The organism is Azospirillum soli (genome assembly GCF_017876165.1).
GTDB classification, from domain to species: Bacteria; Pseudomonadota; Alphaproteobacteria; order Azospirillales; family Azospirillaceae; genus Azospirillum; species Azospirillum soli.
In genome coordinates, this window is sequence record NZ_JAGINQ010000022.1 from 22,987 (window position 1) to 43,634 (window position 20,648).

Genomic DNA, 20,648 nt, shown 5'->3' on the forward strand with positions numbered 1-20,648 from the left:
TGTTGGTGTCCATCTGCATCAAATTATTTTCAAATTCGCAGAGCGCGCATGACGTGCACCGCCACTCCGGCGACGTTCGCTTCGTCGATGGCGGTCGGGCGACATTCGGGATCGGTGCTCACCGGGAGAAGCTGCGGCGGGAAGAAGCGGTAACCGCACACGGTCCCATTCCCCACCGTGACCACCACGTCGCCGGCCCGTGGCTCCAGCACGTCGGTGGGTTCCAGCACCACGCAGTCGTCGGGCAGGACGCCGGCCGCATTCAGGCTCTTGGACGCGATGGTCAGCGCGAAGGCGCGGCGCGAGGCCGGCCGGTCCACGGCGATGCTGCGGGAGCCGTCGCGCAAAGCGGAGGCAATGAACGCCTCCCCTGCCCGCTTGCCGAGGCCCAGGAAGGCGCGCACCTGCTCCACGGTCAGCAGAGGCACGCGAGACACCGGCGGGTAGGCGGTTTCGTCAAGGAAGCGGGGCTCGGAGCCGGCGACGCGGGCGAGCCGGCCCAGGGTCTCGGCGCTTGGCACGCTGCCGCGCGCAGGGTCGCGCAAAAAGCGCGTCAGGTTGGTGGCCGTGACGCCGGCCAAGCGCGCCCAGGCCCCGGCGCTCCAGCCGCGCGCCTCCATCACTCCGGTCATCCAGCGCAGGATTGCCCGCCGCGTGTCGTCCATCGTCCTGTTTCCGCAGCCTGATCAGAGCCGACAGAATGAGAACGTGGGCGGAACGCACAAGGGTTCTTCGCCTATGTCACAATTTCGTTGAAGATACGCTGCGATTTCGCAGTATCGCCTTGGACTCTATGGGTTGAAGCCTCTACAGGCCGGAGTCCCGCTCCAGATTCACGATCATGACGCCGATGAGGCGGCGAAGCTCCGCCTGTTCCTCCTCGCTCAGCCCTTTGATGGCCGTCTGGTTGACGGTGCGCGCGGCGGCGGTGGCCGGCTCCTCCAGATCGCGGGCGCGCGCGGTCAAGTGGATCAGCGAACGGCGGCCGTCGTTGGGGTCGGGCTCGCGCCGGATCAGGCCGTCCCGCTCCATCCGGTTCAGGGTGTTGGCCATGGTCGGCTGCTCGATCTGCACGATGCGGCACAGTTCCGCCTGGGTCAGCCCCTCGCGCTCCCACAAGGCCAGGAGGACGGGGAACTGGCCCGGCGACAGGCCGTATGGCTGGATGCGCCGCTCCAGCGCCCGCGCGAACAGGCGGGCGAGGTGGTTGACCATATACCCGAAGGAATCAGTGCGGCGCAGGACCATGGCAGTGGCTCATGCGTTGGACAGCCGACGAGTACGATAACGCCGCCACGCCGGTTTGGCGATGCCCAGCGCCATGGCAATCACCGCCATCACCAGATTCACCCCTCCGGCGATTGCTTCCACCTTCAGCGCATCCAGGTAGACCAGCGCGTCGAACGCGGTTCCGCCAAGCCTGGTTGCCTCGGCGGCCATGATGCGGCCGGCGGGAACGACCAGCAGCAGAGCGTTCGCCACGATCAGCAGCCCCAGCCCGGCATGGACCGCCAGCCACGGCGCGCGGCGCGGGTCGATTCGTTTCAGCACCATCATGGCGAAGCCGGTCGCGACGGCGACAGCGAGCCCCGGCAGCGTGACCATGTTGGTGATGTCGAGAATGCCCCCGCGCGCGGTCAGCACGGCCATCGCATCGTCGCTCCACGGCACGGTCAGGCCGCTGACAATGTGGCCGAAAACGCTGCCGACGAAAGCCGCGACACCAACCAGATGCAGGAGTTTGAGCAGCTTGAACATGGTCAATCTCCATGACGCCTATTTGAATAGCATGCTATTATGATGCCGCTTGCATAGCAAGCTATATTGATTGTACTCCGATGCGTTGACCGCGCCTGATTGCCCGGACAGGCTTGTGCCATGGTTTCGGCCACCCCGGATCGAAGGAACATGACTATGCGCGTCCTGATGCCGCTCGCTGTGATGGTGCTTGCAGTGATGATGCTCGCCTGCCCGTCCCTGTCCTGGGCGGCCAGCTTTTCCTGCGCAAAGGCATCGACGCCAACGGAAAAGGCCATCTGCGCCGACGCGGGCCTGTCGAAGCTCGACGAGCGCCTGTCCGCCGCCTATCGCGATGGCATTAAGCTGCTGTCCGGAGCGAGCCCGGAGGAGAACGAGGCGCGGTCGGCGGTGAAAGCCGACCAGCGGGCGTGGCTCGGCGAGCGCAACGCCTGCGGTGCCGATACTGCGTGCCTGCGCACCGCCTACGAGCGCCGGGTGGCGGTCCTGACCTTCCACCCCGATCCCGGCGCGCCGTCGCCCGCCGACCGTTTCGTCGGCAAATTCGATTACGAGGACTTCATGGGCATCACTGCCATGGCGCTGCGCGATGGGCGGGTGGCCGTCAGCGTCAGCGGCGCCGAACCGACCACGGCCAAGTGGGTGTGCGATTTCGCCGGCATCGGCCAGTTGGACAAGGCGGGCAAGCTGTTGGTCGGCGCGCCCGACGCGGAGGGCAACGGCCTGATCCTGGAGGCCAAGGGGGCGTCCACCGTCGAAATCCCGGACCACCCCGCCAACCGGGCCGCCAGTTCCAACTGGTGCGGCATGAACGGCACCTTCATGCGAGCCTACAGGAGCACCAAGTAACACGGGCCGATTTCACAAGTTGGGAGAGCGCACTATGATCATCACCAGCACCGACAACGTCGAGGGCCGCCGGGTCACCCATTATCTGGGCATGGTCGCCGGGGAGGCGATCCTGGGCGTGAACATGTTCCGCGACCTGTTCTCCGGCATCCGCGACATCGTCGGCGGGCGGGCCGGCGGCTATCAGAACGCGTTGCGCGACGCGCGCGAGGCGGCCTTCGCCGACCTGGAGGAGGCGGCACGCGCGCTGGGCGCCGACGCGGTTATCGGCGTGGACATCGATTACGAGGTGCTGGGCAAGGAAAACGGCATGCTGATGGTCTCCATCAACGGAACCGCCGTCCGTCTGGGGTAGCGCACTCAGCCGGTTGCCATACTGGACAGTGCCGGCCTGCCCCGTACACTCCTCCCCCAACGAAGAACATGAGGGGAGGAGTGTACAATGCGTGCAGTGGCGAAGCGCCTCGGCGGCGCCATCCTGGCCGCCGGGCTTTTGTGCGCCGCGCCGGCCTTCGCGCTCGACGCCATCGTCGAGAAGAAGGTGTTCGAAATGCCGTCCTACACCACCACGGGCGGCGGCACGATCAAGAACGTCCGCATCGGCTGGGAGAGCTACGGCAAGCTCAACGACGCCAAGGACAACGTCATCCTCGTCACGCACTTCTTCAGCGGCTCCAGCCACGCCGCCGGCAAATACAAGGCGGAGGACGCCGCTCCCGGCTATTGGGATTCGATCATCGGGCCGGGCAAGCCGCTGGACACCGACAAGTACTTCATCGTCAGTTCCGACACGCTGGTGAACCTGTCGCCCAAGGACCCGACGGTCGTCACCACCGGCCCGGCCAGCATCAACCCGGACACCGGCAAGCCCTACGGCATGACCTTCCCGGTCGTGACCATCCGCGACTTCGTGAACGTGCAGAAGGCGCTGCTCGACAGCTTGGGCGTCAAGTCGTTGCAGGCGGTCATGGGTGGTTCCATGGGCTCGCTCCAGGCGCTGGAGTGGGGAGCCGCCTATCCCGACATGGTCAAGCGCGTCATCGCCGCCATCGGCGGGGCGGAGGCCGATCCTTTCCTGATCGGCTGGCTGAACCTGTGGGCGGCACCCATCAAGCTCGACCCCAACTGGCAGGGCGGCGATTACTACGGCAAGGCGGAGCCGAAGGCCGGCCTGACCGAGGCGTTGAAGCTGGTCACCCTGCACGCCCGCCACTGGAAGTGGGCCGACGCCACCTTCGGCCGCAAGTGGGCCGAGGAGGGCAAAGACCCGCGCGCCGCCATGAACAACCAGTTCGCCATTGAGGTGTGGCTGGACAAGGCGGCTGCCGCCCGCGCGTCGGTCAGCGACGCCAACCACTTCCTCTATCTCGTGAAGGCCAACCAGACCTTCGTGGCCGGCAACGGCGGGTCGCTGGACGAGGGGCTGGCGAAGATCAAGGCGCCGGTCCTGCTGATCCCGTCCGCCGACGACATGGTCTTCCCGCCCGAACGCGCCATGCGTCCGCTGAAGGACCGGCTGGAGAAGCAGGGCGTGGCGGTGGAATACACCGATGCCATCACCTCCACGCTCGGCCATCTGGACGGTGTCGCGAACATCGCCAAAGCCGGCGACACCATCGCCAAGTTCCTGGCGAAGTAATGCCGGCCGGCGGAGCGGGGGCCGAAAGCCTCCGCTCCGCCGCCGGTTCGCAACGAAACGCCACCCGCAATAAGAGTTTCAGAAGTCGGTTATCTCTCTAAAATAGCGTGCGGGTTCCTGTTTCCCGCAACCGGATGCGCAACGCCATGACGATGACCGTCAAAGCCGTGATCCTCGGCGCCTTTCTGGGCTTTGCCGCCCTGCCCGCCTTGGCCCAGACCGTGCCGACCCCCGCCGGCCATCTGGCCGGGGTTTCCGGCAATCTCGCCAGCCTGCTCGGCGCGACCAAGTACGTCCACGAAACCGCCCTGGCCGGTGCCGTGGTGACGCCGATGGCCGGCGGCACCTACGACATCGAGTCCGATTGCTCCGGCTGGGTCTCGCACAATCTGGAGAAGCTGGCGCCGCACTACCAAGCGGTTCGCCAGTACCAGCCGCAGGTGGAGGGCGAGGCCGGCCGCCCCTATCCCCGCGCCAACGTCTACCGCCAGTATTTCGCCAACCTGCCGGCCGGCGCGCCGTTCCAGCGCATTTACAAGCTGGCCGACGTGAAGCCCGGCGACATCCTGGCCTGGTGCCTGCCCGGCCATTGCGGCATTCCCTACAGCGGCAAGCCGGCCGGCGACACCGGCCACGTCATGGTGGTGATGAGCACGCCGATTCGGAACGATGCCAACAGCGCCTATCTGATGGTTCTCGATTCGTCCTCGGTGACGCACTACGGCTTCAACACGCTGCCATCGTCGGTCCAGGCGGCCAATCCGGCCCTCGGGCAGAACTTTAGCCGTTATCCGACGATCCGCACCCAGACGGTGGACGGCAAACCGGTGACCAGCGGCGTCGGCCCTGGCTTCATCCTGTTCGGCACCGCCGCCGACGGCAGCGTCAACAGCTTTCAATTCGGCCCCGGCGACCATGTGAACGGCGAAGGCATCCTGTTCGCTGTCGGCCGTCCGCTGCCGCTGCAATAAGCCGCACTCCCCTCTTCCCGGCTTCGCCGCCGGGAAGAGGGCTTCAGCGCCTCGGTCCGACGTAATGCGGCATCAGTTTGGCCTGATCGCCGACATAGACCGAGCAGCGGCTGTCCTGCCCGTCGAAGAAATAGACCTTGCCCGGCTTGCGCTGGTTTTGCGGGTCATCGAGGTTCGCGCCGCCGGAGAAGGCCACGCCGTAACGCTTGTCCTTCGTCCGCGCCGCGTAGAAGCCGTCGCTCTGCTGGATGAAGGCGCCGCGCTGGCACAGGCGCGACAGCGTCCGGTCGAACGTCGCGACATTCTTGAGCCCGTCCGGCAGATTATAGACCACTTGGCTGCGCTGGTACTGGATCCGGGGCGGGATGAACTCCTGCGGGGTGACGGTACGATCCAGCGGGCGCAGGTGGTCGGGGTCGGTGCGCTCGGCCCTCAGAGGTCCGTCCGCCGTGGCGGGCGCCGCCGCGAGCGAAAGGACAAGAGCCAGGATGAGCGCCTGCATGGCCTCACCGCACCGATGGGTTGTTGGCGACGAAGGCAAAATAGGGCAGCCGCCGCAGCGCGTCGGCCACCATCAGGTATGCCAGCGCGAAAGCCAGCAGCGACGACAGGAAATAGCCGTAGCCGTACCACGCGAAGCCCATGTCGCTGAACAGCAGGGTGAAGCCCGCGTTGGCCGCCAGATAGAACAACTGGGCGCACAGGTTGCGCTTGCGCAGGTCGAAATAGGCCAGGATCACCGTGCAGAACAGGAACAGCACCTGGAAGAAGGCCCCCAGCGTGCCGAAACGGAACATGCCGATCTGCTGGTAATGCAGCCCCAGCGCCCCGACGATGCTGGGCGCCAGAAAGATCGTCACGGCGCAGACCGCCCCTTGCAGGATGATCAGGTTGCGGGAGCTTTCCAGCAGGGCCGCGATGATGGACTTATGGTTGCGGGCGATCTGGTCGTAGGTCGCGTGGCTCTGGATGTCCCGGTAGAAGCCCTGGTAGCGTTCGAAAAAGCGCGTCTCGATGTTCACGGTGAACAGGGTCAGCGCCGGCACGATGGTCAGGTAGGCGACGAACATGGCGCTGTCGTAGGCGGAGTAGATCACCATGGCGCCGGACACCGTTTCCCGCTCCGGCACGAACCACATGATCCACTTGTCCACCCAGACCGCGAGGTTGGCGAACAACCCGACCAGCGCCAAGTCCCAGTATTTGCGGAAGTACGCCATGAAGGCGAACAGCCGCGCGACGCGGTACGGATACTCCGCGAACACCCGCGCGATCAGCCCGAACTGGATGACCGCCAGACCCGCCGAAAAGCCCCAGACCATCCCGGTTGGTCCGGCGAAGGCGCCGAGCACCCCCGTGGCCACCGTGGCCGCCAGCATGCCGAAGCCGAAGGCGGTGGTCACCGCCACATAATCCTTCAGCGCCGACAGGAAGATCGACACGACCCAGATGCCGCTGACCAGGAAGAAGTTGATCAGCGCCGCCGCCGCCATCGGCGCGGGCAGGTCGCTGAGGAACAGATAAAACGGCCCGGCCGTCAGCGCGGCGATGGCGTAGGCGAGGCCCAATGTGGCCAGCAGCATGCCGGGTGCGGTGTCCACCTGCTTGGCGTAGATGGCATCGGCCAGATAGCGCGTGGCGACCATCACCAGCGGGCCGGTGAAGACGACCGAGAAGCAGAAATTGTAGATCACCACCACGCGAAAGAGCGTCAGCTCCTCCATCGCCACCAGATCCTTGCCGACGAGGTTGATGCCGGCGAGCGCCAGGATGGTGAACATCCACGGCCCGGAGGTGATGAAGGCCGAATGCGCGTAGCCCTGCAACACGCCCAGAAGGTCGTCGCGGCGGGCCAGCTTGCGGAGCGCGAAACCGATACCGGCCATGTCACGCGGCCCTTTCGGCCAGCGTCGGGCGCGTCGGCATGGCGATGTGCTCGTCGTAGATGGCGCGGTAGATGCGGTCGATCTCCACCTTGTCGTAATAACGGGCGACGCGCTGCCTGATGGCCTCCGCGCAGCGTTCCCGCCAGGGGCGGTCGAGCAGCAGGGCGCGCAGTTCCCGCGCCGTTTCCAGCGGGCTGGCCAGCGGCGTGATCGCACCGCCCGGCCCCAGAGGCGGGTCTTCGTCCGCCCGGCCGAGCAGCAGTTCGGCGCAGGATCCCACGTCGGTCGCCACAGTCGGCACGCCGGACGCGCCGGCCTCCAGGATCACCAGCGGCTGCGCCTCGCTGACGCTGGTCAGCGCGATGGCGTCCACCTTGCCGAGCCAATCGGTCAGCTTCACCCGGCCGGCGAAGATCACCGTCTGCTCCAGCCCCAGGTGCTTCACGATGGTCCGGCATTCCTCGACATAGCCGGGGTCTTCCTCCAGCGGGCCGAGGATCATCGCCTTCAGGTCGGGGATGTCCTCGCGCAGGATTCCGGCGGCGCGGATGTAGGTCTTCACGTCCTTGATGGGCACGACGCGCCCGATCAGGGCGATGGTCGGGGGCCGGTCGGAGGTGTCGCGCTGAACCTTGGAATATCCAGCATAATCAATGCCGTTTGGGACGATCTTCAACTTGTTCGGGTCGGCGCCCTGGCGCTTCTGGAATTCCTGATTGCCGCCGTAGAGCGTGATGATCCGGTCGCAGGCGTCGTAGCAGGCCTTCGAGTAGCTTGCGAAGGTATCGAGCCAAAGGTCTCTCAGATCACGTTTTTTCCTCTCCACGACCAGCGAGGTGTCGCCCCCCTCGAACAGCCATTCGGCCATCAGGATCTCGATGCGGCGCTCGTTGGTGTAGATGCCGTGCTCGGTCAGCAGCGCCGGACGGCCGGTTTCCAACCTCGCGCGGGCTGCGAACAAACCGGCATAACCCGTTGAAATTGCGTGATAGACCTTGGCCGACGGCATGGGCGCCAGCATGGTGGCGAACAGCCCGCTCATCAGCGCGCGGGAGCCCCAGAAATACTCAAGGAACGAGGCGTCCGGCAACGTCTCCCGGCACAGCCGCACGACCATGCGGAAGGCGTCTTCCGAGTTCAGCAGGATGCGCCGCCCGACCCGGCGGCGCTTGGGCGCCAGCAGGCGGACGATCTCTTCCACCTCCTCCAGCCCGCCGCCCTGTTGTAGGCGCTTCAGCGGCGGCTCGATCCGGTCCAGCAGGCCGGCAGCGCCGGGCACCCAGGGCCAGCCTGGATCGGGATCCTGAAGGTAGACGTGTGACAGCCCCTTCACGTTCGGGGGCAATTCGTAGGCCAGCTTGCGCCGGCTGCGGTCGGCGACCAGCGCGACAACGTGGAAGGTCAGGTCGGCGTGTGCCTTGATAAGGTCGTGCGTCCAGGTGGACACGCCACCCGCGACATAGGGATAGGAGCCCTCCATCAGCAGGCAGACGTCCACCGGCTCGAAACTGTCGGTCATGCGGCCACCGCCTCCGGCTCCTCGGCCATCTCGTGCCAGAGGGCGACGACGCTCTTCAGCGCGTCCGGCAGTTCGGAGGCATCGCCCAGCAGATCCGGGCGGCGGTGCGACAGGTTGCGCAGGTCCGCATAGCGGTGCAGGCGGAACAGGCTTTCCGCGTACCAGAACAGGATGCGCCGGTCGCCGGCACGGTCGATCAGGGGTTCCAGCGTGCTCGCCGCCTCCTCCACCAGCCCGCAGCGCAGCAGAAGGCGGCCGAGGTCGTGGCGGATTTCGTCGTCGTCGGGCGCCAGCTCCAGGCAGCGGCGATAGCCGTTCAGGGCCTTGTCGCGGATTTCCTGCTCTCGGTTGGAGTCCAGAAGGCCGCAGAAGGCATAGTCGTCCAGATGCCGGGCGAGCGCGTAACGGGTCGCCACGTCCTGCGGGTTGCTCTGCGCGGCGTGGTCGAGCATCAGCCAGCGTTCGTTGAACTCATGCTCCACGCGGGCGGTGGCGGTCGCCGCCTGAACACGCACGGACGGGTCCGCGTCGGCCAGACCGGCCTTCAGCGCCGGGGTGAAGGCGGGACGGAAGTGGCGGGCGACCAAAGCGATCACCGCCTGCTTCTGCGGCGGAGTGCCCACGGACATCACGTCGGTGAAGGATTCGCCCGCCGCCAGATGCGCGGTCTCGCGGCCGGACACGATCAGTTCGTACAGCTCCTGCGCCGGCTCCGCCTGGCTTTCCGGGAACAGCGACAGATACCATTCCTGGAAGCCGGTGGCGTAGCGGTGGAAGATGGCGTGCAGGGCCGTGGTCATCAGCGTGCAGCCCGGCCCCAATGGCCCCAGGAAGGGCGTGGTGACCAGCAGCAGCCCGGCCAGACGCAAGTCCAACTCCCGCCGCGCCCGCGAGCGCACCCACCACGCGAGCGCGATCAGGGTGACGAGATGCACGGCGATGGCGCCATAGGCACCGCTCGGCACCGGCAGCATCCCGAAGGCGAGCGCCGCTGCGCCGGCCTCGGCACCCAGCGCCAGCAGGGAAACCAGCAGCAGTTCCCCGGTGCCATGGCGCGGGGCCTCCTCCAGCACCGCGTCGGCGGGCATCGGATCGTCGGTCATGCGGCACCCACCTTCTGCGCGGTGAAGGCGATGGGAATGTTCGCCAGCGGACCGGGCAGCGCCTTGCGCACCGCCGATTCCAGTTTGGCCGCGACGATCTGGGCCTGCTCAACCGGCGTGCCGGGCAGCACGACGCCGAACACCAGCCCGTGCTGGCCGAAGTCGCAGGCGAGGTCGGTGTCGCGCAGGCTTTCGCGCACCGCCTTGCCGATGGCCGCGGCGACCTCCGCACGCTGGCCGGCGCTGAGGCGCGACAGGCCGGACGGGCGGATGGTGATGCTGGTCGTCTCAAAGCCCAGGCGGCGGCCGAGATGGGCCAGGAACTCCGCCTGACGGTCGATGAAGCCGGAGGAGTAGAGCGCGCCGTCCTGGGTGAACAGGCGCTGTTCGTTCAGTTCGCGGAACTGGCGGGCCTTGGCGAGCGCGGTGCCGATCCATTCGCACAGGATGCGGAAATTCTCCACGCTGTTGACGCTGAGGTCCATGAAGCCGAGGCTTTCAATCTTCACCATGCCGACGACCTCGCCCGTATCGTCGCTGACCAGCGGTCCGGCCAGCACGCCTTCGCCCTGAAGGATGCGTTCATCCTCATGCTTGGCGACGCAGAGCATGCGCTGACGCCCGACCACCGTTTCGAACAGCTGCGAGGAATTGTCGAACCAGCGGGCGTAGTTGTCCTCGTCGTCCCAGCCCTCGTTCGTCACCGATTCCAGGACGTCGTTGTTGAGCAGAAAGAGGGAGAACTTCTCCGGCCGCATGACCGTGCGGATCAGGTCGGCGACGCCCAGCATCACCTCGCCCTCGTCCAGCCTGTCGATGGAACGGGCCGCCTGATAGAGCGTGAAGACCGTGCGAAGCTGGCCGGCGACGCGGGTCTCCAGGCTTTCCTTCACCGACTTCAGCTGCCGGTAGGAGCGGGCGATGGCGTCCGACTCCTTGCGGGCGAGGTCCAGGCTGGCGCGCAACTCGTCCCGCTCGCGGATCTGGCGCATGCGCAGTTCGCCGAACAGGACCGAGGCGACCAGCCACAGGATCGGCTCCCGGCTGACGGCGTAGAGGTACTGGTAAAAATCCTGGGTGATCAGCTGTTCCGGCATGTTGCCGAGGCGCAGCGCGATGGACGCGGCGACGGCGGCCAGCACGCCCTCGTTCGTGCCGTACTGGATGGACAGCAGCAGGACCGGGATCCAGAAGGGGTGCGGCTGGATGCCGTCGAAACGCTCCCCCGCTCCCACCGTGAAATCCAGCCCGAAGGCCACCAGGAAAAACAGCGCCAGTTCGATCAGCGCCACCCGGCGGAAGCCCAGGAACCGGCGCGACCCGGCGGGGGTATTCGCCGCCGGGGAAGTGGCCGGGGTTTCCGGATCCAGGGTGGACGCGCTCATGACTGATCCTCAGTCCGTCAGCCGGCGACGGCGCCGCGCAGGGCGTCGAGCATGCGGGAGACGACGCGCTGGGCGACGTTGTTGACGCTGTCGCGGGTGAAATAACCGCGCCCGACCTGGGACTGGCTCGACGCCCACAGCACGGAACCATCGGACGCGCGGACCAGACGGGCGTTCAGGCCGACCACCGGCTCCTCCCGCAGGCCGTGCTGGTAGCCGTACTCGGTGACGCTGCCGACCAGCACCGCGTCCACACCCAGCGTCCGGCCGACGTCCTGGGCGTAGGTGCTCTCGGCCAGCTTCTCCACGTCCACCTTGGCGGCGATCAGCTGGTTGCGCACGCGGCTGGCTTCCACGACGCGGTAGAGGCCGAGGCTGTAAAGCTCGGTGGACACCAGTTCCGACGCGATCATGCCGGCGTTCTGGTGGTTGGTCAGGTTCTCGAACGGCAGGACGGCGACCGTCGCGCCGCGCGGCAGGACGCCGCCGCCATCGACGAAGTCGCGGCTGTTGCCGCGCCCGATGCTGCACGCCGACACCGCCAGGGCCAAGGCCATCGCCGCCAGCACCCGCAACCCCTTCACCACCCGTTTCCGCTTATCCGTCGTCATGTCGTCCGTTGCCCTGCCAATGGTTCGCCCCCTCCCGCACCCGTATAGCGCGAGAAGGATACCGACCGATTAATACCGCCAGATCAGATAGCCGCCCGCCGCCGTGGCCGCGGCCCCCGTGCCGCGCGCGGTGGAGCGGGTGTAGCTGGCCCGAAGGCCGAGTTCGAGATGTTCGAGAGGTTCATACGCCAGGGCGACGGCGCCCTGCGGGCCGCCCTTGTTGAAGCGATCGTAGGCGTATCCGGCCTGAAGGCTGTAGCGCCAATAATCGGTCAGCGCGTCGTCGAGGTTGAGCTGAAACGCGTGCACCTCCCGCGTCGCCACGGGCAGCGGCACGAAAAGGTTGCCCAGCGCGTTTGTGCGCTCGGCTTGGCGGCCGACATATTCGGCGTCCAGCAGATAGGCGACGCTGGTCACCGGCCCTTCCTGGTTCAGGACGTAGCGCAGCGAACCCTCCACCGTCGCCGAGCGCGCCAGATCCGGCTCACCCGACAGGCCGTAGCGGTTCCATCCGGCACCGATGGTGGCGATCCAGCGTTCCTTCAGGCGTTCCTCATGCTGGACAAAGACGCGGTCGCGCCGCCCGGCGCCGACGATGCCCTCGATGAAGGTGTAGGTCGGTTCGCGCCAGGACAGGCCCGCGCGGGTCTCCGAATCCTCGTCGCGCCAGCCGTGGGTGTAGCCGGCGCCAACCGTCTTCGGCGCGGCGAACAGGGCGAGGCGCGATTGCTGCAACTCCGGCCAGTCGTGCAGGAGGGCCAGTTCGGCGCGGCTGCGGACTCCGTGAAACGGCTCCACCCGGCCGTCCGACCGCACGGCCTGATCCACGTCCACGGTTCGGTGTTCCAGCGCGTAGAGGAAGGTCGTGTTCCCGCCGGCCTCGACGTTGCCGGTCAGGCGGCCGATGCGCTGCACGTCGGCGTTCTCCACATGGAACAGGTCCCAGTCCAGCCGCGCCTGCTCGCCGCGTTCCCGCAGCAGGCGCGCCTTGCCGGTCACCAGCGACGGCTCGTCCGGCGTCAATTCCAGCGCGCGGTCGTAGAGCCGCACCGCCTCGCGCCAGCGGCCGAGCCGCTCCTCCACCTGGGCCAGCAGAGCGGTGGACTGCGCGTCGTTGGGCTGGGCGGCCAGCAGATCGACCAGCAGCGCGCGGGCCTGGCGCAGGTCGTTCTGTTCCATCAGAGTCAGCGCCCGGAAATAGTCGATGCGGCGTTGCGCGGCCCGCTCCGCCGCCTCCGCTTCCGGCGAGCGGCGCAGGCTGCGCGTCTCCTGGGCGAGGTCGATGCGCACGCCCGTGGGCTCGGCCGTCACCGTCGCGGTCACGCCCTGCCCCAGCACCAACAGAACGCTGTCGTAGCCGTACAGGACGTTGTCCACCCAGCCCTGGAGGCGGTCCGGGATGCCTTCCAGGGGTGCCTCTCCCAGCGGACGGGAGAAGCGCAGCGACAGTTCGCGGTCGTTGAGGCTGTGCTCCGCTGACACCGTGCCGGGCCACGACATGGTCAGCTGCGCGCCCTTCTCCCCGCGCACCGCGTCGATGCGGACGGGAGTCGTTTGGGCGAAGGCGGGGGTGGCGAAACTTAAGACGGTAAGGAAGATTGCCGCAACGAGCCCCCACCCAACCCTCCCCCACCTGCGGCTCTCAGCGAATGCCAGAGGCATTCGCCTGACGCCGTCAGCGCAAACCTTTGGTTTGCGCGAGAGGCGGGGGAGGGCTTTAAACTCCTTCCCCCGCGCAGTGGGGGAAGGTTGGGATGGGGGCCCGTCGCTGGCGCGCATGCAAATAGCTTTACGGAAGGCTGAGCACACGGCGCGCCTCCTTCAACCGTCCGTTCTCGATCAGCATGGCGGCGTAATCGGCCTTCAACTGGCGGTCGTTGGGGCGAAGCTTGCGCAATCCTTCGAACAGCGCAACCGCGTCGTCCACCTTGCCCAGTCGGTTCAGCAGGTTCGCCTCCGTCTGCACGAGGCTGTCGCTCTTCGACTTCTGCGCCCGGATCTGTTCCAGGGAACGGCGGTAGAAGGGCACGGCCTCGGTCGGGCGCTTCAGCGCGGTCAGCGCCTCGCCCAGGAAATAGTTGGCTTCGTAATCGCCCGGTCCCTTGGCGAGGAACCGGCGCAGCAGCCGTTCCGCGTCGCCCAGCCGGTTTTCGTCGTAGGCCAGCATGCCGAGCTGGCGCAGCGAGTCGCCATCCTCCGGCTTCAGCGACAGCAGCGCGTGCCATGCGTCGGCCGCCGCCGCGCGCTGGCGGGTCTGCTCGGCAAGGCGGGCGTAGCGGCGCAGCCGTTCCGGATCGCGCTCCTGCGGCACGGCGGAGCGGACGGCCTCGGCCAGCTCCCTGCCCTTGCCTTCGGTGGCGAGCGCCTCGATGTAGGGGGCCTTCAGGTCGCGGGCGGCGGGCGTGCCGCCCTGCCCCAGCCGCTCGGCGACGCGACGCGCGCCGCCCAACTCGGCCAGCTTGTCGTACCACGCCGCCTGTTCGGCCGGTGTCCTGGCCGCCTTGGCACGCCCCTCCATCCAATCGAGCGCCGCCGCCGGCGGGCGCGGCCCCCAGAGGTAGGTGAGCTGCTTGAAGTCCGGGCTGTCCGGCCCCTGTCCGGCCGCCAGACGCATCAGCGCCTGTTCGGCGGCCGGCTTGTCGCCCTGGTCGAGCAGGGCGAAGGCGATCTCCCGCCGTTCCTTGGCCGGCACCCGCTCGTCCCCGGCCCGCGCCAGCAGGTAGTGCCGCAGTTCGTCCTTGCGGCCGAGCTTGGTCAGGGCCTCGCGGTAGAGGCCATCCCACGGTCCGCCGTTGCCGCCGGCCAACTGCTTCAGCACCGGCAGCGCCCGTGCCGGCCCGGCGGTTTCCAGAAGGAGGAAGGCGCGCTGTTCCCGCCCCTTCGCGTCGAGATCCGGGCGGGCAAGGTCCGCCTCCAGCACGTCGGCCAGTTCGGCGACGGCGCCCGCGCCCTTCGCCGCGTCGGCGTAGGCGTAAAGCCATTCGATGCCCTGCCGCTTCGCGCGCTCCCGCAGGTACGGCAGGGCCGGGCGGTAGGCCTTGTGCTCCAGCAGCGCGTAGAGGATCGCAGCCTCCTCCTCGTCGCCGAGACCGCCCTTGCCGAGCTTGGCGGCCAGGAAGCGGGTCAGTTCCTCGCTGCGGCCGAGCGCGCCGAGGGCGGCGATGTAGGCGGTTTCCACCTCCGGCCCACCATCGGCCAGCAGGTCGGTCAGGTGCGGCAGAGCCTCGTTCGCCCGCTTGGCGGAGAGCAACGCGCTCGCCAGGGCGAAGCGGCTGCGCGGCGTGGGGGCCATGGCAAAGACACGCTCGGCCGCCTTCAGGGCCAGCGCGGACTCGCCCCGCTCGGCGGCGATGGTGGCGATGTCCTGCAACAACGCCTCGTCCAGGGTCGGGTGCGCGTCCAGCCACGCGGCCACTTGCTTCGCATCGCCGGCCCGCGCCGCCAGACGCACCCAGCCGACATCGGCGGCCAGCGACGGCGACGCCCGGCGCCGGGCGTCGAACCACGCGAAGCCGGCCTTCACGTGGTCGAGGTCAAGGAACAGGCCGCTCAGCTCTTCCAGCACGTCGTCGGGAACGTTGCCCGCCAGTGGCAGCCGGTCGAAGGCCGCCGAGGCTTTCGCGCGCTGGCCGGCGCGGTCGAGCAGGCGCACGGCGGCCAGATGTTCGGCCAGCGGCAGCGCGGCGTCGGCCAAGGACTGCTCCGCCCAGCGCACCGCAGCCGCCTTGTCGTTGCGGGCAAGCGCGATGTTGGCGGCGAGCAAGGGCTGCTCGGTCAGGAAGCCCTCGCCCAAATCCCGGACCATGCGGTCGAGAAAAGCGACGTCACGCTCCCGGAAGGCCGCGTCGGCCAGACCAGCCAGCGCCCAGCCCGGCACAAGGTTCAGGTCACGCGGCTTGGCGGTCGCCAGCGCCTTGCGCCCCATGCCCGCGTTCATCTGCAAGGCGACGAGGCGGCCGAGCGTCAGATCGTCCACCGGACCGGGCAGCGCGTCCAGCCGCGCCCGCGCCTCGTCCAGCCGGCCGGCGGCGATCTGAAGGTCGATGAAGGTCAGCTCGATGGCGAGCGGGTGGCCCGGCTTGGCCGCCTCCGGCTCCAGCAGCTTCAGCGCCAGTTCCGGCCGGCCGGCGGCGGACAGCTGGCTGACCAGCCCGATGGCGTCGGACGGCGTCGGGTTCTCGCCCATCCAGCGCTGGGCGCGGGTGAAGGCCTCGTCGTCGCGGTCGAGGTCGATCAGCAGGCTCATCAACAGCTCGCGGCTGTCGGCCTCGATGGCGCCGTTGGCGCGGTCGTCGGCCCGGATCAGCCAATCCACCGCCGCCGCATGCTCGCCGCGCGCGGCCAGCAGCGCCGCAAGCTCCTGCTGCGTCTGGACGTCATCGGGGCGCAGTTCGCAATAGCGGATCAGCGCCGCCACCTGCCGCTCGATCTGGCCGTGAAAGCCGGCGAGATAGGCCAGTTCCCGGTTGGTTTCGTCGGTCGGCTTCAAGCGGGCCAGGGCTTCCAGATTCTCCAGATAGTCGCCGACGCGCTGGGCGTCCTGGTAGAGCCGGCCGAGCAGCTGGCGCCCTTCCACCTGATCCGGTTCCCGGGCGATGAACTCTTCCATCAGGACGATGGCCCGATCGACGGCACCGTCCTGAAGGTAAAGCTTGGTCAGCGGCATGACCGTGCCGGCCGAACGGTCGCCGGCCGTGAAGCGCTGTTCGTAGGCGGCGCGCGCGGTGTGGAAATCCTGATCGCGGAACTTCTGCAAGGCGAGTTCGCCGCCGCGCGGGATCAGCAGCAGGCTGACGCCGACACCGAAGGCGAGCACGATCAGGACGACCAGGATGTTGGCGCGCATGGGGCCGCCTCTCCTACCGTGCCACGGGCTGCACGCGCAGCGTCAGCGGCTGGATGGCGGAGGTCTCCACCGTCACGGACAGGCGGCGGTCGGCGGCGGCCTCGGCCTCGCCGCGCCACAGAACGGTGCCGTTGCGCTCCGCCGTCACGGCGTAGCGGCCGGGCGCCGGCACATGCCAAGCCATCTCTCCGTTGCCGTAACCCTGCGCGGCGACGCGGAAGCCCGCGCCGTCAGCCGCCAGCCCCCGGAACACCCAGCGCCCTTGGACGAGGTACGGCTTGGGCGCCGGCGGGTCGATGTCCGCGCGATCCACATCGGTCAGGGCCACCACCGGCTCCGCCACGGCGGGATCCAGCGCCACATAAAGGCTGCCCTGGTGATGCCGCTGCCCCAGCACGCCGACCGAGTGCGCGAAATCCACGGCCGTGAAGTTCGCCCGGTCGAACCGCAGCGTGGCCAGGTCGCCGCGCCCCGCGATGCGCCAGCGGCGTTCACCGTCGGGGATGAAGCGGGCGGTGTAGAAGCCCCCGGCCAGGGCGGCGTAGGCGGAAGCCGTGATCGGGGCGATCTCCGCCTCGCGGGCGGCGATCAGGTTCTTGCGCAGGGCGTTGATGCTGGCCGGCTTCTGCCCGGAATACATGTGGTAGTAGACGTTGAAAGGCTTCAGCCGCAGCGGGCTTTCCGTGTTGCGGACCGTGTTGATCAGGTTCTGGAACCCGAAGAAGCGGTTGGTCCACAGGTCGGTGTAGGTGTTCTCGTTGCTGTTGCCCGAATAGATCTGCCGCTCCGTTCCCACCGGCAGGCCGACCGGCGGCACGCTGGTGACGGACGGGTAGTCCGCGTCGAATCGCGAATCGCCGCCGTTCATGTTGTAAGCGCCGGCCTTGCGCGTCGCGGCGATGGCGGCCTCGTAGGGCGAGGTGTCGCCCGGCCATTGGACGAGCGCGGCCGGCTTTCCCTCCGGTGCCAGCGTCGTGAAGTAGGCCAGCGAACCGCCGATCTCCTTGTTCAGGTCGAAGGGCTCTTGCAGATAGGCGCGCGGCACCGAATAGGCGCCGAGGTCGGCGACCTCGCCCGCCGCCTCATAGGTGGCCGGCGGCTTGTTGCGGCCGAGCAAGCGGTCCATCACGCCGCGTTTCGGGGCGCCGCCATGCTCTTCGAAGGCCGCCTCCTTGTCGGGCGTGTAGTCTTCGAAGAAGCGCCATTGGAACGGGTGGGTCCAGGTGTGGCTGGCCGGTTCCACCTGCGGCAGGGCGAACAGGCGCCGGGTTCCGGCCACCAGCTCCGGCGTTCCCTTCCAGGCCGGATCGATGTCGCCGCCGATGGGCGCCACAGTGACGGGCAGGTCGGGAAAAGCCTCGATGGCCTCGCGCCGCACCACGTCGACGGACAGCACCTTGTCCTTGTTGTAGGGCTGGACCTCGGTCTGGTTGCGCCAGCCGTCGCCGTCGATGTGGCTGAAATAGATGCGCCGGCCGGAGAGGGTGGTCACGTCCGGCTTCGGCAGGTCGTCCGTGGCGAAGGCCGCGCGGAAGAACGCGAACGGATCGACGATCCAGAGCTTCCGGTTGATCTCCGCGTCGTAGTAGCGGGCGTAGCCCTCGGTCACGAAGCCGCCGGACGGGCCCGTGACCACCAGATGGCTGTCGGACGCCTCGTCCCCGCCGCGCCGCATGACCAGATGCGAGGTGAAGCGTCCGTCCACCTTGCGGAACAGCGGATAACCCGGCAACACGCCGACCAACGGGCGCTCGTAGCCGATCATCCCATCGGCCAGAACCGGGCGGGAACGGTAGGTCAGATCGGAATAGCCGTCGTCGTCGCGCAGCCCGAACCGGGCGAAGAAGCGGTTGACCACCGCCAGCGGGGTTGCGGGACCGTTGCGGCTGGCGCGCGTGCCCGTCTGCCCCAGCACGGCGAAGCGCACGCCCCGGTCCATGGCCGCCGCCGCCCAGGCGATGTAGGCGCGCGGATCCTCGAACGGCTCGCCCGCGAACCACGTGACGACGCCGCGCAGGTCGGGATAGCGCGACAGGTCGGGCAGACCGTCCGCCACGTTCCAGTAGACGACGCTGAGACCCAGATGGTTCAGCGGCATTTCCGCCATGGAGTGGATGCGGGTGAGGCGGATCCTCTCCTCCTCCCGCAGGTCCACCAGGGCCAGGACGGTGCGCGGCACCGGCCGGACCTCCGCCGCGCGCGCCGGCCCGAAAAAGGTCACGACGGCGAGGAGGAGGAGAGTCGAAAGGGTCCGGATGAGCGTCCGCGCGCTCACGGAGCGGGTTCCCGCACAATGCGGTCGAGATCCACGACCGACACGTAGGGCGAAAAGCCGTTGGCCCGCTGGCGCGCGTAGATGCGCTTGATGCCCTCGGTGTCCGCAGGGTCCCAATAATCGAGCGAGAACAGGCCGAGCTTCGGGTTGAGGCGCTGGGCGTCCTGCAACGCCAAGACCTGGAACCGGTAATCCTCCTCGGTCTGGAGGTGCGGCCGCTTCGCCTCGAAGTCCCAGCCGGCGTAGACGCTCTCGCCCAGCGCGTAGTCGAGCACGCCCGCCACGTCCGGCAGGATCTCGTAGGCGCGGTTCTGCATGATGCGGATGTTCGGCCAGTTGGCCCGGATCGCCCGAACCAGCCGGGCCGCCCCTTCCGTCATGCCGGCCCAGCGCTTGGGTTCGGTGCGTTCCAGATGCGGCGGGTTGTCCAGCGTGTCGAGGAAGATGCCGTCGAAGCCCAGCCGCAGGATGGCCGGAACAAGTTCCTCCACCACCAGCTTGACCCACCGCTTGTCGCGGACGTCCACGTAAAAGCTGCCGGGCCAGTTGGGGTTTTCCTCCGACAGGATGCCCCAGCCCTTCACCCGGTCGAACCAGGGGCGGTGCTGCTCCACCTCGCCCAGGCTGATGTAGCCGAGCAGGGTCTTGCCCCGGTCCTTCAGCGGGCGCAGCGGCGGATGATACTTGCTGTCGAGCACCAGCAGCCGGTACGGCTCGAACGCCTTCACCGGTTCCTTGTCGGCGTAATAGACGACCCAGGGCACATCGCCCTTGGGCACATCATTGGGTGCGGCCCCGGCCGCGTGCGGCAGCATCATCACCCCGGCTCCGCCCAGCATGCCGCCCAGTATGGCGCGCCGCCCGATCAGGCCAGCCATGCCAGCGTGTCCCGCAAGCCGTCTTCCAGCGACGTTTCGCAGGCCATGCCGAAGGCGGCGACCAGACGCGACGGGTCGCCGATGGACACCCGGATGTCGCCGGCGCGCGCCGGGCCATGACGGCGGTCCAGCGGCTTGCCGGAAATCTCGGCCAGCACCTCGGCCAGCCGGTTCACCGAGGTCGGCTTCCCGGTGCAGACGTTGTAGACGGGGGCGCCCGCCTGCGGCTTCTCCATAGCGGCGGTCAGATAGCGCACAAGGTCCTTCACGTAGACGAAATCGCGCACCTGCTCGCCGTCGCCGTTGATGGTGATGGCATCGCCGCGCACGATGCGCCCGGCGAAGATGGAGATGACGCCGGAATAGGGCGATTTCGGATCCTGGCGCGGCCCGAACACGTTGAAGAAGCGGAAGCCCGTGGTCGGCACGCCATGCACGCCGTCGGCGACGCGGGCGTGCAGTTCGCAGCCCAGCTTGTCGGCGCCGTAGGCGGACAGCGGCCGGGTCGCGGCGTCCTCGTTCAGCGGCATGTTCGGGTTGTCGCCATAGACGGCGGCCGACGAGGCGTAGACGACCGGAACCGGCCCGTCCGCCCTGGCGCGGCGCGCGGCGTCGAACACGGCGATGGTGCCGGACAGGTTGGCGTGGTGCGTCTCAAGCCACGCCTCGCGCGAACGGTCCACCGACGCCACGGCGGCAAGGTGGAAGCAGCCGTCCACGCCGGCCATGGCAGCCTCGACCGCCACCGCGTCGGCGACGTCGCCGACCGTCACGGGCACGCCCGCCGGCAGGTTCTCGCGCTTGCCGGTGGACAGGTCGTCCAGCACCCGCACCTCATGCCCGGCGGACAGCAGCCGCTCGATCAGGTGCGAGCCGATGAAGCCGCAGCCGCCGGTGACGAGATAACGCGCCATGCTTGCCAACCCTA

The 20,648-nt window shown here is 68.2% G+C and carries 18 protein-coding genes; 4 read left to right on the forward strand and 14 right to left on the reverse strand.

Translation table 11 applies throughout. The features are described 5' to 3' along the window. Window positions 1–29: 29 nt before the first annotated feature. From J2852_RS25320 to J2852_RS25330, 3 genes are all read right to left on the reverse strand, one after another. The gene (locus tag J2852_RS25320; RefSeq protein WP_209881034.1) at window positions 30–665 is read right to left on the reverse strand and encodes a helix-turn-helix domain-containing protein; all 636 of its coding nucleotides are present in this window, start codon (window positions 663–665) and stop codon (window positions 30–32) included. A 142-nt stretch (window positions 666–807) separates the two neighbouring features. Further along, window positions 808–1,248: a MarR family winged helix-turn-helix transcriptional regulator gene (locus J2852_RS25325; protein WP_209881036.1), complete on the reverse strand. Its 441-nt coding sequence runs from the start codon at window positions 1,246–1,248 to the stop codon at window positions 808–810. A gap of 9 nt (window positions 1,249–1,257) precedes the next feature. Further along, window positions 1,258–1,758, reverse strand: a complete 501-nt coding sequence (locus J2852_RS25330) for a DUF2269 family protein (RefSeq protein WP_209881038.1) — start codon at window positions 1,756–1,758, stop codon at window positions 1,258–1,260. Window positions 1,759–1,908: 150 nt separating this feature from the next. On the opposite strand from J2852_RS25330, the gene J2852_RS25335 reads away from it, so the two are divergent. The 4 genes from J2852_RS25335 to J2852_RS25350 all read left to right on the forward strand — a co-directional run bounded on the left by J2852_RS25335 (window position 1,909) and on the right by J2852_RS25350 (window position 5,217). Continuing rightward, a complete protein-coding gene (locus J2852_RS25335) occupies window positions 1,909–2,607 on the forward strand; it encodes a lysozyme inhibitor LprI family protein (RefSeq protein WP_246499977.1) in 699 nt (232 codons plus the stop codon). 34 nt (window positions 2,608–2,641) lie between these two features. Continuing rightward, window positions 2,642–2,962: a heavy metal-binding domain-containing protein gene (locus tag J2852_RS25340; protein ID WP_209881039.1), complete on the forward strand. Its 321-nt coding sequence runs from the start codon at window positions 2,642–2,644 to the stop codon at window positions 2,960–2,962. 87 nt (window positions 2,963–3,049) lie between these two features. Further along, window positions 3,050–4,246, forward strand: a complete 1,197-nt coding sequence (locus J2852_RS25345) for an E22 family MetX-like putative esterase (RefSeq protein WP_209881041.1) — start codon at window positions 3,050–3,052, stop codon at window positions 4,244–4,246. A 146-nt stretch (window positions 4,247–4,392) separates the two neighbouring features. Beyond that, window positions 4,393–5,217, forward strand: coding sequence for a hypothetical protein (locus J2852_RS25350; protein ID WP_209881043.1), 825 nt, complete (start codon window positions 4,393–4,395; stop codon window positions 5,215–5,217). A gap of 43 nt (window positions 5,218–5,260) precedes the next feature. Here the strand turns inward: J2852_RS25350 and J2852_RS25355 are convergent, their stop codons facing one another. The 11 genes from J2852_RS25355 to J2852_RS25405 form a co-directional block, all read right to left on the reverse strand. Continuing rightward, entirely contained in the window at window positions 5,261–5,719 is a 459-nt protein-coding gene (locus J2852_RS25355; RefSeq protein ID WP_209881045.1) for a hypothetical protein, read from the reverse strand. A gap of 4 nt (window positions 5,720–5,723) precedes the next feature. Beyond that, complete coding sequence (gene pelG, locus J2852_RS25360) at window positions 5,724–7,103, reverse strand: exopolysaccharide Pel transporter PelG (protein WP_209881046.1); 1,380 nt, start codon at window positions 7,101–7,103, stop codon at window positions 5,724–5,726. Window position 7,104: 1 nt separating this feature from the next. Continuing rightward, window positions 7,105–8,622, reverse strand: coding sequence for a GT4 family glycosyltransferase PelF (gene pelF / locus J2852_RS25365; RefSeq protein ID WP_209881048.1), 1,518 nt, complete (start codon window positions 8,620–8,622; stop codon window positions 7,105–7,107). Next, window positions 8,619–9,725, reverse strand: coding sequence for a tetratricopeptide repeat protein (locus J2852_RS25370; RefSeq protein WP_209881050.1), 1,107 nt, complete (start codon window positions 9,723–9,725; stop codon window positions 8,619–8,621). The genes pelF and J2852_RS25370 overlap by 4 nt, the downstream gene beginning before the upstream one ends. Next, window positions 9,722–11,110 carry a GAF domain-containing protein gene (locus J2852_RS25375; protein ID WP_209881052.1) on the reverse strand — a complete coding sequence of 463 codons (1,389 nt, stop codon included), beginning with the start codon at window positions 11,108–11,110 and terminating at the stop codon, window positions 9,722–9,724. The genes J2852_RS25370 and J2852_RS25375 overlap by 4 nt, the downstream gene beginning before the upstream one ends. 17 nt (window positions 11,111–11,127) lie before the next feature. Further along, on the reverse strand, window positions 11,128–11,721 hold the full coding sequence (locus J2852_RS25380) for a FlgO family outer membrane protein (protein WP_209881054.1): 594 nt from the start codon (window positions 11,719–11,721) through the stop codon (window positions 11,128–11,130). Between the two features lie 69 nt (window positions 11,722–11,790). Then, window positions 11,791–13,383, reverse strand: a complete 1,593-nt coding sequence (locus J2852_RS25385; RefSeq protein ID WP_209881056.1) for a tetratricopeptide repeat protein — start codon at window positions 13,381–13,383, stop codon at window positions 11,791–11,793. Window positions 13,384–13,510: 127 nt separating this feature from the next. Continuing rightward, complete coding sequence (locus J2852_RS25390; RefSeq protein WP_209881058.1) at window positions 13,511–16,567, reverse strand: tetratricopeptide repeat protein; 3,057 nt, start codon at window positions 16,565–16,567, stop codon at window positions 13,511–13,513. A gap of 13 nt (window positions 16,568–16,580) precedes the next feature. Beyond that, the gene (locus tag J2852_RS25395; protein WP_209881060.1) at window positions 16,581–18,842 is read right to left on the reverse strand and encodes a polysaccharide deacetylase family protein; all 2,262 of its coding nucleotides are present in this window, start codon (window positions 18,840–18,842) and stop codon (window positions 16,581–16,583) included. Continuing rightward, window positions 18,839–19,720, reverse strand: coding sequence for a glycoside hydrolase family 191 protein (locus tag J2852_RS25400; protein ID WP_209881062.1), 882 nt, complete (start codon window positions 19,718–19,720; stop codon window positions 18,839–18,841). Before J2852_RS25400 ends, J2852_RS25395 begins: the two co-directional genes overlap by 4 nt. Beyond that, the gene (locus J2852_RS25405) at window positions 19,708–20,634 is read right to left on the reverse strand and encodes an NAD-dependent epimerase/dehydratase family protein (RefSeq protein WP_209881064.1); all 927 of its coding nucleotides are present in this window, start codon (window positions 20,632–20,634) and stop codon (window positions 19,708–19,710) included. The genes J2852_RS25400 and J2852_RS25405 overlap by 13 nt, the downstream gene beginning before the upstream one ends. Window positions 20,635–20,648: the final 14 nt, after the last annotated feature.